This window comes from Bacillus sp. GMa5/1 (genome assembly GCF_050172015.1).
Classification (GTDB): domain Bacteria; phylum Bacillota; class Bacilli; order Bacillales; family Bacillaceae_G; genus Bacillus_A; species Bacillus_A cereus.
This window is the reverse complement of record NZ_JBNLYC010000115.1, coordinates 1-14,460: the sequence shown is the minus strand read 5'-3', so window position 1 is coordinate 14,460 and position 14,460 is coordinate 1. Positions and strand designations below refer to the sequence as shown.

The window sequence follows — 14,460 nt, the reverse complement described above, 5'->3', positions numbered from 1 at the left end:
AACGACGTTACCGTAAATGAAGCCATTGTATATTTACAATGGGAATCTGGGTGGAACCACGGGTAAAAGCACGCTCGTCCCTATTTTAGGGATGAGTGTGCTTTTTATTATGAAATGGAGAGATGAAAAATGAAAGAACAAATGATTGAAATTAAATTTCCAGATGGTAGCGTTAAAGAATTTGTAAATGGAGTTACTTTAGAAGAAATTGCTGGATCCATTAGCAGTAGTTTGAAAAAGAAAGCAGTCGCGGGGAAAGTAAATGATGGATTATATGATTTACGCCGAAATATTGAAGAAAATGCGGAAGTGGAAATCATTACTATAGATTCAAATGAAGGGGTAGAAATTGCAAGACACTCCGCGGCACATATTTTAGCGCAAGCTGTAAAAAGATTGTATGGTGATATAAATCTTGGAGTAGGACCTGTTATTGAAAATGGATTTTATTATGATATGGATCTTCCAAGTAGTGTAAACATTGAAGATTTACGAAAAATCGAAAAAGAAATGAAAAAGATCATAAATGAAAATATAAAGATAGAACGAGTTGAGGTTTCTCGAGAAGAAGCAGCTAAACTGTTTCAAGAAATGAACGACCGCTTGAAATTAGAACTTTTAGAAGCAATTCCTAGTGGGGAAAGTGTAACACTATATAAACAAGGTGAATTTGTAGATTTATGTAGAGGACCACATTTACCATCTACAGGTTATTTGAAAGCATTTCAATTAACTCACGTTTCCGGTGCATATTGGCGAGGTGATAGTAATAACCAAGTGCTTCAGCGCATATATGGTGTTGCATTCTCTTCTCAAAAAGAATTAGAAGAGTATTTACATTTCGTTGAAGAAGCAGCAAAAAGAAATCATCGTAAGTTAGGCAGTGAGCTTGAGTTATTTATGTTTTCTGAAGAGGCTCCGGGAATGCCGTTTTATTTACCGAAAGGACAAATGATTCGTAACGAATTGGAAGCATTTTTAAGAGAAATTCAAAAAGAGTATAAGTATCAAGAAGTACGCACTCCGTTCATGATGAACCAAGAAGTATGGGAGAAATCAGGGCACTGGGGACATTATAAAGATAATATGTATTTCTCTGAAGTAGATAATAAAAGTTTTGCATTAAAACCGATGAACTGCCCAGGGCACATGCTTATGTTTAAAAATAAATTGCATTCTTATCGTGAATTACCGATTCGTATGTGTGAATTTGGTCAAGTACATCGTCATGAATTTAGTGGTGCGTTAAACGGATTATTAAGAGTACGTACTTTCTGCCAAGATGATGCACATTTATTTGTAACTCCAAAACAAATTGAAGATGAAATTAAATCAGTAATGGCGCAAATTGATTACGTATATAAAACTTTTGGATTCGAATATGAAGTAGAGCTTTCTACTCGTCCAGAAGATTCAATGGGTGATGATAAATTATGGGAGCAAGCAGAAGCGGCATTAGAAAATGTATTACAATCGCTAAATTATAAATATAGACTAAATGAAGGTGACGGTGCATTTTACGGGCCGAAAATTGATTTTCATATTAAAGATGCTTTAAATAGAAGCCACCAGTGCGGAACAATCCAGCTTGATTTCCAAATGCCAGAGAAATTTGATTTAAATTATATAGATGAAAATAATGAAAAGAAAAGACCAGTTGTTATTCACAGGGCAGTTTTAGGGTCATTAGATCGCTTCTTAGCAATATTAATTGAGCACTTTGGAGGTGCGTTCCCGGCATGGGTGGCACCAGTTCAAGTGAAAGTAATTCCAGTTTCAAATGCAGTACATGAACAATATGCCAATGAGATTGCACATAAATTAGCACAAGCTGGAGTTCGTGTTGAACAAGATGCACGAGATGAAAAATTAGGATATAAAATAAGAGAAGCACAAATGCAAAAAGTACCGTATGTTCTTGTTATTGGTGATAAGGAAATGGAAAACGGAGCTGTAAATGTACGTAAATATGGGGAAGAGAAGTCAGAAGTTATTGCGCTAGATGTATTTGTGGCAACTATTGAAGAGGAAATAAAGAATAGAAAATATTGATTGTAAAGAAAACACACTATTAGCAATTAGTGTGTTTTCTTTTTTATCTTACAAAAATGTAAGGTAAATGTAAGCGAAATCGAGGGAACGAGTTGTAGAAAAATGAGAATATGAAGTAGGAAAAAGGTTCATGTTACAGGTGTAACTCTTCTTGAATGAATAATTAAAAAATTCTTAAGAATTCACATGACAAAATAATAAGAAATATGTGAGAAATTAATTTTATACAAAAGGGATGGAGTGAAAGAGATGTCAACAAATGTAGTTACTGTAGAAAGTGTAGAAAAAACGTATGGGAAAAGAAATGAGAATCAGTCAAAAGCATTAAGGGGTGTATCGTTAAGTATTAAAGAAGGAGAATTTGTCGGGATCATGGGACCTTCTGGGTCTGGAAAAACGACTTTACTTAATGTGATAAGTACACTTGACCAAGCGACAGGTGGTAGTGTGACGATAGCTGGTACAAATATTACTTCTATGAAGGGCAATGCGTTATCTGATTTTCGCTCTCAAAAATTAGGTTTCATTTTTCAAGATTTTAATCTTCTAGAAAACTTATCAATTTATGAAAATATAGCTTTACCACTTTCTTTGCAAGGCGTACCGTCAAGTGAGATTACTGGAAAGGTAAATGACGTTGCGAAGAAATTAGGCATCACCGAAATTTTAACAAAATATCCGACGGCTGTTTCTGGAGGACAAAAGCAAAGAACAGCGGCGGCAAGAGCTTTAGTACATAATCCAGCAATTGTATTAGCAGATGAACCGACAGGTGCGCTTGATAGTAAAAACGCAAAAAGTTTATTAGAAGCGATGCAAGATTTACATGAAAATCACAATGTAAGTATTTTGATGGTTACACACGATGCATTTAGTGCAAGTTATTGTGAGCGTATTTTATTTATTCAAGATGGTCTTCTTTATAAAGAATTAAACCGTCAAGGTACTCGAGAGAATTTCTATCAAGACATTTTAGGTGTGCTCGCTCATATGGGCTCAGCTGCTGAGTCTAAGTAGGGGGTGAAACTATGTTATTTAAATTATCACGTCATAGTATGAAAAAGATGTTAAAAGATTATATGGTTTTACTTATTGGCCTCGTTATTAGTATTAGTATTTTCTACATGTTCCAAACGATGGCGATGAATAGTGAATTTACAAAAGATAATAGTCTAATTAGTAGTATAAGGCTCGTCTTTTGGGTAGGTGCAATACTATTATCTTTCATTACTGTATTTTATATTATATATGCCAACTCTTTCTTGCTCACATTAAGAAGAAAAGAACTCGGTATGTACATGATGCTTGGTGCAAAAAAGAAAAAAGTAGCACAGTTATTATTTATTGAAACATTCGGTATGGGTATTGTCAGTATTATTATCGGTATTTTAGTAGGGATGTTACTTGCAAGTGTAGCAGGAAACTTTTTAATGAATGGAATGGAAATTTCAGCAAAAGGTAGTTATGCATCTGTATACACACCAGCAATTTTAGTCACAGCTATTTTCTTCTTAATACTATTTTTCATTACTGGCTTAATGAACAGTGTCCGATTGTTACGTAAAACTGAACTAGAGTTAATTCGTGAAGATGAAACACTAGATGAAGTGAAGAAAAGTAAAACTCGCATTATCATAATGACAGTACTTGGTGTATTACTAGTAAGTACAGGGTACTATTTTATGATTAATGTAAAAATATATGCTGAATTAGGTTTTATTATAGCAACCATCGTTACAACACTTGGAACATATTTTATCTTTAGTTCATTACTTCCATTTTTTGTGATGAAAATTAAGGGGAATAAAAAACGAAATGAAACTGGTCTAAATAGTTTTACATATGCACAGCTACGCTTTCGAGTAAATAGTTTATCGAGAGTATTAGGTACTGTAGCAATGTTAATTGCATTAGGCGCAGGTGCGATGACGGCAGGTATGGCGTTCCAAAAAAATGTAGGTATTATGACAGACTTTTCTCGTGTATATGATGTTGTAATTCATGATCCGAATGATCAAGACAAAGCTGCCTTAAAAGAAATGGAAATTGTTGAAGAAAGCAAGTACAAATATAAAGTAGATGGAGAAGCGGTTTATTATTTACGTAACGACTTAACTGCGAAACCGCCACTTGTTTCAGACCATTTTGATACAAAAACTTTAAAAGAGCCTGTTCGCAAACGTGTGACTGAACCTTTAACTGAACCTGTATATTCAGCTTTAGAGGCTCCTGAATTAGCAAAATTCCCTCATATGCCAAAGGATTGGGAAGACGCAGTTGTAAGAGAGATACAAATTACGCATAATCAATTTAGCGGAAAACCAGTAAGAATTGCAGACGAAGAGCATTATAAAGGGATTCAAGGAACAGAACATACTGTAACATTAGCAAAAGTAGATGATATGAAAAAATATAAACCGTTATTGATCGAAATAGATAAGAGACAAAAAGCACAAATTGAAAAAGCAACAGGTGAAAAGGCAGACTTATTTACGAAAATGACAATTTATCAGTTTATGAACAGCTTCATGAGCGGAACGATGTTTATGGGATTTTTCCTCGGAATTGCCTTTTTAGCAATGATGGCAAGTTCCCTTATGTTCAAAATATTAACAGGTGCTTCTCGCGACGTACGCCGTTATGAAATGTTACGAAAAATTGGTGTGAGACGTAGTATGTTAACGAAAAGTATATATAAAGAAATTTCATATTTATTTATCTTCCCAGCGATCATTGGCATTTCTCACGTTTTAGTAGGGCTTAACTTATTCAGCTTTATATTAGTTGACCCGTTTGTGAAAGTGTGGGTGCCAATAGGAATCTTCTTAGTCATTTATTTCATGTATTACTGGATAACTGTTCAACTTTATAAAGGTATGGTAATGCCGAAAGAAGAGGTAGCTAAATAGTTTATGAAAAGAGTCCTTGTGTTGAAAGCAAGGGCTCTTTTCTATGTGTTTTTATAAAAATGTGTATGCGAGATGTTTTCAAATCTTTCTGTAATGAATATAACTTGTTAGACGTAATTCGTTATAACGTTGGATTATCACATTCTCAAACTGTCTTATTAGAAAAGGATTTAAAAAATCCATTGCCTACTAAGGTGATTGAAATGAAGCTACCGTTTTATTTCCTTATGGGGAAATATGACTATAACACTTCATTGCATGCAGCAAAAACATATTTTGATAAGATAGAAGCAGATCAAAAACAATTTATTACTTTTGAGAAATCAGCTCATTATCCACAATTTGAAGAGAAAGAAAAATTCTATAAGTGGATGTGCGATACATTCATAAAATAAAGTATATCCGAACTTTAGAGAATTGAAATAGTTAGCGAGATGTATAAAGATTTTTAGATGCATAGTATTAACTGAAGCGAAATTAAATAAAAAGACTCTTGATAAAAAATAAGAGTCTTAAGTACAACCAACTATGGATGACTTTTCTTTTTATAGAGAGATACAAAAATAAAAAAGATAGCTGAAGACAAATTGTTTTCAGCTATCTTTTTTTGCTTAAAGTGGAGGTAAATCAATCTTACCTTCTTCAAATAATTCTTTTATCATATGCTTCGTATAACCAGCGGCTTGACCAAATGTGATTTTTGCTGGCATTGGTGCTTCGTTAGCATCTACAACTACATCAATAATACATGGTTTATTTTGTTTTACTGCATTTTCGAAAGCGGGAAGTAGTTCATCTAAATTCTCAACACGGTATCCAATACCTCCACAAGCCTCTGCATATTTTGCGAAATCAGGGTTCGTTAAGTCTGTTTCGAATTCGATATTACCCATAACTTCTTGTTCAAATTTAATCATCGCAATTTTATTATTGTTTAATACGACGACAACGATTGGTAATTTATATTTTACAGCTGTTACGAAGTCATTCATCGTCATTCCAAATCCGCCATCACCACAAACTGCAAATACTTGTTTATCCGGGAATGCAATTTTTCCAGCAAGAGCACCAGGTAAACCGCAACCAAGTGTTGCGAGCCAGCTAGAAATGACAAATTGCTGGTTTGTCATACGGAAGTGTCTTGCTGTCCATACTGTTACATTTCCGACATCGACTGATAATATTGCATCATCATGAGCTACTTGCTGCAGAGCATGCATAACACGTTGTGGTTTAATTGGAATGGAAGAGTCTTCTTCTTGATCGTGTAATTTATCTTCCCACTTTTTCATCATTTCTTGGTGCTGTTCTAAGAAGGAATGGTCTGTGTGTTCTTCAACATTTTCAATTAACCATCGTAATGTTTTATCAGCATCACCAGCTAAACCAATATCTGTCGCATAACGTTTCCCGATTTGGGCAGGATCTGTATCGATATGAATTGTTTTTGCTTTTTCAGGTAAGAAGCCGGTGAACGGATAAGAAGTACCGACCATAATTAAAGTATCTGCATGCTTCATTGCTTCATAAGAAGGTTTCGTTCCAATTAATCCTAATCCACCAATACAAAGAGGGTGTTCATCAGGAATAATTCCTTTAGCAGGTAATGTAAGTACGATTGGAGCACCAATATGTTCTGCTAATGCAAGTAAAGATTCTCTCGCATGTTTTGTTCCTTTTCCAGCTAAAATCACAGGCTTTTTCGCTTCATTTATTGCGAGTTTCGCTGCATCTAAATCTTCTTTTTGTGGAAATAATTCAGGCAAAGTAAAAGAAGTATTTGTAACACGGGCACCATTTTTCACTTCAAATTTCGGGACATCATCTGGAATAGTAAGAACGGATACACCTTTTTTCGTATAAGCCATTCGAATTGCTTGATTCACTACGGCAGGTAGTTGCTCTGCTGACATAATACGCTGGTTATAAACCGCAACATCATCAAACATTCTTTCTAAATTTACTTCTTGGAAAAAGTCCGTTCCAAGTAAATCGGTTTCTACTTGACCTGAAATTGCTAGAACAGGGGCTTTATCGAGTTTCGCATCATATAAACCATTTAATAAATGAATAGCACCAGGTCCTGCAATTGCCATACAAACGCCAAGTTTTCCTGTTAATTTCGCATAGGCAGCCGCTGCTAATGCACCAGCTTCTTCATGGCGAACTTGAATGAATTTAATTTTATCTTGTTTTTTTCTTAAAGCTTCAATGATAGAATTAATGGAATCTCCAGGCATACCGTATATGTGCTCTACTCCCCAATCAATTAATAAATCAACTAATGCTTCACCTGCTGTTTTCCCAAACATAATTGTTCCTCCTTATAATAGGTAGATAACATTATGTTTTGAATAAAAAGGAAAAATATACAAGTAAGAAATTTATCTAGTTATTTGTAATCCAAGAATCAGTGTGGGAGGAACAAAAGTTTCACTTTAGCAACTTTAATGATGACCAGCGAATAAAGTGAACACTGTTATTAGTAAAAAACCACTAGTTGCCCACATTAGAAATGTAAGGAAAGAGAGCTGTTTCTTAGCTTTCCAAAGCATTTCATGAATTGTGACATATCCAAGTGAACCGATAGCACTTCCCATAATGAGTCCTTGCAGGTGAAGAGCTTTTCCTTCCATCAAAATGCCAAAAACTGTGCCAGTACCGAGAATAAGAGAAAGTAATAAAGTCGTTAATAAAAAGGAAATATATTTATGTTTTGTAAAAAGAAATGGAATAATTAAAGCTAATCCTTCTGGAATATGGTGAACGACAATTGCTATTAAAAAGGGAATGGCAGAGTCATTATGATTTATAAAAGCTGTACCTAACGCAAATCCACTCGGTATATTATGAATAAATATAGCGAAAGAGAGAAAAAGGAAGGTTTGCCATGCTTGTTGATCTTTTTTATGTATCATTGGATGGTGACAATAGTTATCTAATAAGCTCATAACTAAAATACCGATAGCTATACCAAGTATAGGTCCAATCATTTCATAGCTTGAAAATGTTTCAGGAATAATTTCAAGTGATAATAATCCGAATAAAATACCGCCACATAATGCGTATAAACGATGCATCTTTTCTTCAATGAGTTGGCGTGTTGCTACTCCAACAGCACCTCCTAATAGTAATCCACCGAACGAAAAAAATGTTACAATCATTGGAATCCATAAACGTTCCATAGTATCACACTCCGATTCTATTCCCTTATTTTTAGCTTACGAAAAGGAAAGTTAGATTAGTCCAAGTAATTGTGTTTGATTATAGAGAAAAAAGTAGTGATTCGTTATAATTTATATATTAATTTTAAGTGAGAAAATGAAAAGGGGAATTGGTTATGCAACAAATTAAAAAAATAGGAAACTCATTTTGGTATATGACACCTGTTTCTGAAACAGATAGACCTATCTTAGGAATGGTCGTTGGACAAGAAAAAACGTTAATGATTGATGCAGGAAATTCAGAAGAACATGCACAATTATTTTTAGAAATGTTAAAAGAACAAAATGTATCGAATCCTGATTTTGTAGCATTAACGCATTGGCATTGGGATCATATTTTTGGATTATCTGTATTACAGAATGCATTAACTATTTCGCACGCTGAAACGAAAAAAGAAATGCAGGCAATAGTATCTTATGAATGGACAGATGAAGCGTTGGACGCACGCGTAAAAGAGGGTACTGAAATTGCATTTTGTGCGGATTGTATCAAGAAAGAGTTTGAAGAAAAAGCGAGAAATATTAACATTATTCCTCCAACCTTAACGTTCCAGGATCAAATGGAATTAGACCTTGGTGAAGTGACATGCGTGTTAAAACATGTGGGCGGAGATCATGCGCATGATTCAGTTGTTATGTACATAAAAGAAGAAAAGATATTGTTTGTAGGAGATTGTATATATGCAGATATTTTTTCTTCAAAGTGGAACTATACGACGAAAAGAACGTTTAAATTGATAGATGAATTAGAGAAATTTGATGCTGAGACATATATTCTTTCTCATGGGGAAGCGATAAATCGAGAGGAGTTTTCACAAGAGATTCGCATGTTAAAAGCAGTAGGAACTTATACAGAAGCTCATAAGGGCGATGAAGAGAAGATAAAGGCAGCGTACAAACAAGAACTAGATAGAGAATTAAATGCAGATGAGTTAGAAACAATAACGTATTTTGTCAATGGTTATGAAATGCATAATCTGTAAGACACTACATTAATCAAATATAATTAAATTGCACAAAAAGAGTATTGAAATTTAATTCAATACTCTTTTAAATATTAAGTTCCAAGCAATTTCTAAATTTTTTGGCTGGTTCATCATCTGGATTTATACCACTTTCAAAACTGGTAGTGAAAGGTAACCACTGCCAATCTTCGCATCCTACAAAAGCTACTCTTGACCAATTCTCAATGAATTCAATGAAATTATTCGCAATCTTATACCCATGTCCTTCTCCATCGTCGTGGCTTAGGTAAATTATCGGAGCATCTATATCATCTTTCATATCAAATGCTAAATAATCTCCATTTCCCACTTCACAAAATGCTAATTTGTTGTGCCAAACTACATCATATTCATCATCTAGATTTGAAAAAAACTCGTCAACCAAGTCTTTACGTTCTTTTTCGAATTCAGAAAGACTTTCTAAACTCCAGTGGGCTGTTCCGCAAAAAATATCAGTAAATTCATTTGGTAGCTCTACATCGTCAGGTAAAAACCAGCGTAAGCTAAAATTTCCTGAGAACTCTAAAAGTACTTTTTTGAAGCTATTTGGTAGTTTAATACCCAGTTTTTCTTCTACTTGGATTATTTGTTCAAGGGAAGATGGTTCATCTATACAAACTTCTTGAACTTCACCACCTATGTATTTAATTCTAGAAGTTATAATTTCTATTCGTTCTTTTAGTAACTCATAATCCATCTTATCACCTCATGTTATATTAATTAAAGTATATCATTCTTAATAAATTTTTTCGTGTTATTGAGGTTTTAAGTAGCAGCTTTCTTTGCTAATTCAGTAATATATTCAAAGAAAACATCATGTTTTACATCATAAACGACATTTACAGGTCGTCCATCAGTAGTTTCCTCTGTACGTCCTTGGCTTGGTCCGTATGTATGAACGATACTATTAATCGTTTCAGTTTTTGCAAGGCTAGTGTTTCCGACAAAAGCGGTAGTTAGTACATCCCATAAATAGTAAGTAGAGTTCGTTGAGAAGTGAACGAGAGGAGGGACCATTGCATAGCATTGACCAAGGAAATCCATACCAATATACTTTCGCTCTTTTGCCCACTGTTCACGTATGTTTATAGTTAACGGAACTTGGTTTGTACTTTCTAGTGTCACTAAGTCGATTTTAATTTTTGCATCCCATACACGAGCCACTGCTTCAGGGTCCCAAAACGAATTCCACTCAGCTGTTCCATCATGCTCTGGTTCATGTACATTGCCAGCTTTAAGAAATGTACCACCCATCCAAACGAGGCGTTCAATTTGATCTTCGATTATGGGAGCTTCATATAATGCACGAGCAAGGTCAGTTAGGGGCCCAGTAAATAATAAAGTTGTTTTTTCTTCCGTTTGTAGAAGCGTTTCTATTAAATGATGATGCGCAGGTTTTGCCGTCACGGGTGTTACAACTTTTCCAGACTCATTTAAAATTGGTAAAGCATCTACATAAAATGCATGCATCCGCCAGTCTTTCGGAAACGGGTTTTGCCCGCGAGAGTTTGAAGCGGCTACGGCAATATTATCTTTGCCGAAGCGATCGATAATTTTACGACTGGCAGACATTGCGGGTTCTAAATAGCAGTCTGCTGGGATAACAGATACCCCCGTAAGTTCAATGTTTTCCATTTGAAGTAATAAAAATAATGAAATTAAATCATCTACACCGCCATCATGATTGAAGTACACTTTTTTCTTCATTGTAATCTCCATCCTATATGATTTAGTTAGAAATTAAATATGAATTGAGGAAAAGTCATCAATAATTTCCACCACTTCAATTTCTCCATTAATCAGTAGCTCAGGAAGCTCATTTCTAATATTTCCTTTCCAATACTCTCTAGCTTGTTCGATTTTTTGAGAAAAAGGAATTCCATCTTCTTTCGGTAAAAGATTCCCGTCACCTTCAAAAGAACTTCCGATCACTCGTAGTTTAACAATCTGTAAAACTTCTCGATTGTAAGAATCAAATAACGCTCTCCATTTTAAAGCATCTTCATAGCTTTTTGAAGCGTATAAACAAGATAACCTGGAAGGGTATTCAGGGAATTCTTGTAGTCTAACCATTTCTACAATTGTTTCTCTAACTGCTCTAATTGTTTGATCCATATAACTCATAACTACTTTAGTATTTTCATTATTTATATGTAATTCGTTATTTTTATAGTGTTTATTTAAAATTTGTATGCCATCTTCACCACTAGCATTTAATTGTTCTCTTTCAAAAAAGAAGTGATATAGAGTATTGTGTTGATTTTTGTTAAAAAGAATGATTTGTCCGATATGCATTTTTTTCCTTGTTACGATGTGATATGCGTAAAATTCTGCTTCATTCATGGTTATCCTCCTAGTAATAGTGTAATGCAATGTTAAATTTAGTAATTCAACATTGCGATATATATAACCTCTATAAGTAAAAGTGAGAATTTGAGTAGAAAGGAAAAAATGAAAACGTTTTAAATTTGTTCACAAAATGTTCACTTACGAAGAGGTTTCCAATGTCGATATAATGACAAAGACTCAAAGAGAAAGGATGATGAAATTTGCCAACAACAAGAAAGGAAAACCTCCAATTTGGCATGATGATGTGCCTTGGGATGGTTATCGTAATGACGTTTTACAATTTACTAATGAATGAAACAGGAGGACCAATTTATATTAAAGAGATTGCATTAGAACTATTAATTGGCTTTATTATTGCACTATTAATTGAAATATGTATCGTTGGACCTTGTGCGAAAAAAATTGTATTCATATTGCCATTTGATAAATCTAAAAAAATAAATATTATCGTTGCAATGGCGACAACTATGGTAATTGGAATGGTGTTCTTTATGTCATTTTTCGGTATGGCTATGATGTATTTACATGGTGGACTACAAGGAGATTCATTTGTTTCCATTTATTTTTCGATTTTTATTAAAAATTTCATAATGGCATATCCATTACAATTAATTATTATGGGACCGCTTGTACGTTTCTTATTTACAAAGTTTGTTATGAAAAAGAAATATTTTAATGTAGCGTAATTTAAATTTATAAAACTTTATATATAAATAATAAACATAAACACACCCCGCATTTTTGAGGTGTGTTTTTTTGTTCATTCCAAGTTATTTTCATAGTGATGTGACATTTGTCCTTTTGCCATTATAGGATGATGGTTTTTAATTAAGTCAGAAATAAAGGATGAGGAGATGATTTTTTGAAAGGTATTATATTTGCTGTTTTTGCGGGGATATTTATAACACTTCAAGGAACCTTTAATGCGAAACTTAGTTCACATATCGGTATATGGTCGACGAGTATTATAACCCATTTAATTGGATTCATTATTGCAACAACTGTATTTTTGTTAAAGAAAGAAGAGAAAATAACGGATTTAAAGAGTGTGAAAAAAATATATCTAGCAGCGGGTGCATTTGGTGGATTCATTATTTGTGCAGAAACTATGTCGATATATGCACTAGGAGTTACATTGACAGCTGGCACACTTATGGTTGCTCAATTGTTAACGGCAACAGTTATTGAAATGAAAGGACTATTTCATATAAAAAAGATACAGATGGAGAGATATCATATTGTGGGAACAATAATAATGATTATAGGTATTGTTGTATTTAATATGTAAATGAAAGGAGAAATGAATATGGAGGATAGATCAGGTTTAATTACGCATTATTTGAAAACCAATAAAACGCTCGAGGTTTTTTCAGAAATAGATACAGCTTATTTTCAATTAAATCACTTTGAAAAAGGCGAGCTCATTTGCAATATAGATGACGAAATGGATCGTTTATATTTTGTTGTTAAAGGTAAAGTAAAAGTTTATACGATTACACCTGAAGGGAAGAAACTAATTCTTCGCTTTATCAATCCATTTGCCATTGTTGGTGATATTGAACTAATTCAAAATAGCAAAGCACATAATGTCGTTGAGGCTTGTTCAGATGTTGTAGCAATCTCTATTTCTAATACGGTTATTAGAAACAAGTTATTACATGATCCTATATTTATGAAGTTCTTGCTTGAAAACATTGCGAACACGTTAAAAATATCGACTCGTTTTACTGCTCTTAATTTACTTTATCCTGTAGAAGTACGTGTAGCTAGTTATTTGCTTTCAATTTCAACAGATAGTAACGGGAATATGTATAAAGGGGAAAAGTGTGAATGGTCAGAACTTATACATTTAGATAGTAATAAGTGAGCGATGAGGAGAGAGGATAAATGAATCAGTTAATGTTGCAAGATGGTGTACACTATTTGAAAATCAATGGGGTATTGCATTGGTGTAAAGTTGCAGGGGCAGCTCATAATACAGTTCCTCTCATTATTGTACATGGTGGTCCAGGTGGCAATCATTATGTATTCGAAAGAACACTTGGGTTGAGGTTAGAAGAAAATATGACTGTTGTTTATTATGAACAAAGAGGATGTGGTAGAAGTGAGGCACCACAAGATGACGGTGAGTACTCAATCAATACTCTAGTCGAAGATTTAGAGGAATTAAGAAAGCAATTACATGTAGAGAAGATAAATTTGTTAGGATATTCTTTTGGTGGACAACTTTGTTTAGAGTATGCTTTGAAATATCCGAAAAATGTTGAACAAATGGTATTACAAGCACCATCGTTAGATGATTTAAATGATATGTATACTGTGCAGATAGAAGGTTTTCTACAAGTAACGAAAGAAGAAATGAAAGAAGAAATATTGATAATAAGTAAGTCAGAAATTCCTTTAAAAGAAAGGTATAATCAAGTTTGGAGTATAGTTGATACAAAAGCTGTAGATCGATTATTGTTTAAAAATGAAGAATTTGCAAAGCTAAATCGGAGTCTTTGGGAGGAAAGTCAGTTAAGTAATACAGGGAAGATGAGCAAAGTTATTTTTGGAACAAAATCATCTTTACCGCTTATTGAGCGTATTAAAGGTTTAGAAATTGATACGTGTGTCATAGTTGGAGCGCATGACTATAACACGGGTGTAGGAATGAGTTATAGAATAACGAGACAATTGAAAAATGGTAAACTTGTTATATTTGAAAATAGTGGACATTTCCCAGATATCGAGGAGACGGATAAAGTATGTGAAACAATTATTGAGTTTTTGGAATAAAAGGGGGATATTAAGGTCGAACCGAATTAATAGAGTTGAATTGGTTATTGGGATATTAAATCATGTAATATGCTAATTGTTTACTTGTAATTGAGGAAGAATCAATTAGTGTATTTGGAAAATAAGTAAAAAAGACCTCGTAAG

12 protein-coding genes and 2 pseudogenes are annotated in these 14,460 nt (G+C 33.8%); 9 read left to right on the top strand and 5 right to left on the bottom strand.

Annotated features, from left to right (window positions below; all coding sequences use genetic code 11):
* Nucleotides 1-129 precede the first annotated feature (129 nt).
* From thrS to ACQGSG_RS21095, 4 genes and pseudogenes are all read left to right on the top strand, one after another.
* A complete protein-coding gene (gene thrS / locus ACQGSG_RS21110; RefSeq protein ID WP_098341096.1) occupies nucleotides 130-2,052 on the top strand; it encodes a threonine--tRNA ligase in 1,923 nt (640 codons plus the stop codon).
* A 249-nt stretch (nucleotides 2,053-2,301) separates the two neighbouring features.
* Complete coding sequence (locus ACQGSG_RS21105) at nucleotides 2,302-3,069, top strand: ABC transporter ATP-binding protein (RefSeq protein ID WP_000106426.1); 768 nt, start codon at nucleotides 2,302-2,304, stop codon at nucleotides 3,067-3,069.
* An 11-nt stretch (nucleotides 3,070-3,080) separates the two neighbouring features.
* Nucleotides 3,081-4,961: an FtsX-like permease family protein gene (locus ACQGSG_RS21100; RefSeq protein WP_098291462.1), complete on the top strand. Its 1,881-nt coding sequence runs from the start codon at nucleotides 3,081-3,083 to the stop codon at nucleotides 4,959-4,961.
* Between the two features lie 92 nt (nucleotides 4,962-5,053).
* Nucleotides 5,054-5,356, top strand: a pseudogene (locus ACQGSG_RS21095) (hypothetical protein); the annotation flags it as partial.
* Nucleotides 5,357-5,572: 216 nt separating this feature from the next.
* On the opposite strand, the gene ACQGSG_RS21090 reads toward ACQGSG_RS21095, so the two are convergent.
* On the bottom strand, nucleotides 5,573-7,273 hold the full coding sequence (locus ACQGSG_RS21090) for a pyruvate oxidase (RefSeq protein ID WP_097995410.1): 1,701 nt from the start codon (nucleotides 7,271-7,273) through the stop codon (nucleotides 5,573-5,575).
* A gap of 135 nt (nucleotides 7,274-7,408) precedes the next feature.
* Nucleotides 7,409-8,146 carry a ZIP family metal transporter gene (locus ACQGSG_RS21085; RefSeq protein WP_098023271.1) on the bottom strand — a complete coding sequence of 246 codons (738 nt, stop codon included), beginning with the start codon at nucleotides 8,144-8,146 and terminating at the stop codon, nucleotides 7,409-7,411.
* A 155-nt stretch (nucleotides 8,147-8,301) separates the two neighbouring features.
* On the opposite strand from ACQGSG_RS21085, the gene ACQGSG_RS21080 reads away from it, so the two are divergent.
* Entirely contained in the window at nucleotides 8,302-9,168 is an 867-nt protein-coding gene (locus tag ACQGSG_RS21080) for an MBL fold metallo-hydrolase (protein WP_098023270.1), read from the top strand.
* A gap of 67 nt (nucleotides 9,169-9,235) precedes the next feature.
* On the opposite strand, the gene ACQGSG_RS21075 is transcribed toward ACQGSG_RS21080, so the two are convergent.
* From ACQGSG_RS21075 to ACQGSG_RS21065, 3 genes are all read right to left on the bottom strand, one after another.
* Nucleotides 9,236-9,886 carry an SMI1/KNR4 family protein gene (locus ACQGSG_RS21075; protein WP_098023269.1) on the bottom strand — a complete coding sequence of 217 codons (651 nt, stop codon included), beginning with the start codon at nucleotides 9,884-9,886 and terminating at the stop codon, nucleotides 9,236-9,238.
* Between the two features lie 68 nt (nucleotides 9,887-9,954).
* Nucleotides 9,955-10,908, bottom strand: a complete 954-nt coding sequence (locus ACQGSG_RS21070) for a nucleoside hydrolase (RefSeq protein ID WP_141527217.1) — start codon at nucleotides 10,906-10,908, stop codon at nucleotides 9,955-9,957.
* 21 nt (nucleotides 10,909-10,929) lie between these two features.
* Nucleotides 10,930-11,532, bottom strand: coding sequence for a DUF2441 domain-containing protein (locus ACQGSG_RS21065; RefSeq protein WP_098291461.1), 603 nt, complete (start codon nucleotides 11,530-11,532; stop codon nucleotides 10,930-10,932).
* Nucleotides 11,533-11,738: 206 nt separating this feature from the next.
* On the opposite strand from ACQGSG_RS21065, the gene ACQGSG_RS21060 reads away from it, so the two are divergent.
* From ACQGSG_RS21060 to ACQGSG_RS21045, 4 genes and pseudogenes are all read left to right on the top strand, one after another.
* Nucleotides 11,739-12,224, top strand: coding sequence for a hypothetical protein (locus ACQGSG_RS21060; protein WP_016109937.1), 486 nt, complete (start codon nucleotides 11,739-11,741; stop codon nucleotides 12,222-12,224).
* Nucleotides 12,225-12,400: 176 nt separating this feature from the next.
* Nucleotides 12,401-12,826: a DMT family transporter gene (locus ACQGSG_RS21055; protein ID WP_325843243.1), complete on the top strand. Its 426-nt coding sequence runs from the start codon at nucleotides 12,401-12,403 to the stop codon at nucleotides 12,824-12,826.
* Between the two features lie 18 nt (nucleotides 12,827-12,844).
* Nucleotides 12,845-13,360, top strand: a pseudogene (locus ACQGSG_RS21050) (Crp/Fnr family transcriptional regulator); the annotation flags it as partial.
* A 65-nt stretch (nucleotides 13,361-13,425) separates the two neighbouring features.
* On the top strand, nucleotides 13,426-14,316 hold the full coding sequence (locus ACQGSG_RS21045) for an alpha/beta fold hydrolase (RefSeq protein WP_325843245.1): 891 nt from the start codon (nucleotides 13,426-13,428) through the stop codon (nucleotides 14,314-14,316).
* Nucleotides 14,317-14,460 lie beyond the last annotated feature (144 nt).

Bases quoted from the DNA above. Each gene is read 5' to 3' on its own strand.
- thrS (WP_098341096.1), top strand. From the start codon at position 130: ATGAAAGAACAAATGATTGAAATTAAATTTCCAGATGGTAGCGTTAAA.
- ACQGSG_RS21105 (WP_000106426.1), top strand. From the start codon at position 2,302: ATGTCAACAAATGTAGTTACTGTAGAAAGTGTAGAAAAAACGTATGGG.
- ACQGSG_RS21100 (WP_098291462.1), top strand. From the start codon at position 3,081: ATGTTATTTAAATTATCACGTCATAGTATGAAAAAGATGTTAAAAGAT.
- ACQGSG_RS21090 (WP_097995410.1), bottom strand. From the start codon at position 7,273: ATGTTTGGGAAAACAGCAGGTGAAGCATTAGTTGATTTATTAATTGAT.
- ACQGSG_RS21085 (WP_098023271.1), bottom strand. From the start codon at position 8,146: ATGGAACGTTTATGGATTCCAATGATTGTAACATTTTTTTCGTTCGGT.
- ACQGSG_RS21080 (WP_098023270.1), top strand. From the start codon at position 8,302: ATGCAACAAATTAAAAAAATAGGAAACTCATTTTGGTATATGACACCT.
- ACQGSG_RS21075 (WP_098023269.1), bottom strand. From the start codon at position 9,886: ATGGATTATGAGTTACTAAAAGAACGAATAGAAATTATAACTTCTAGA.
- ACQGSG_RS21070 (WP_141527217.1), bottom strand. From the start codon at position 10,908: ATGGAGATTACAATGAAGAAAAAAGTGTACTTCAATCATGATGGCGGT.
- ACQGSG_RS21065 (WP_098291461.1), bottom strand. From the start codon at position 11,532: ATGAATGAAGCAGAATTTTACGCATATCACATCGTAACAAGGAAAAAA.
- ACQGSG_RS21045 (WP_325843245.1), top strand. From the start codon at position 13,426: ATGAATCAGTTAATGTTGCAAGATGGTGTACACTATTTGAAAATCAAT.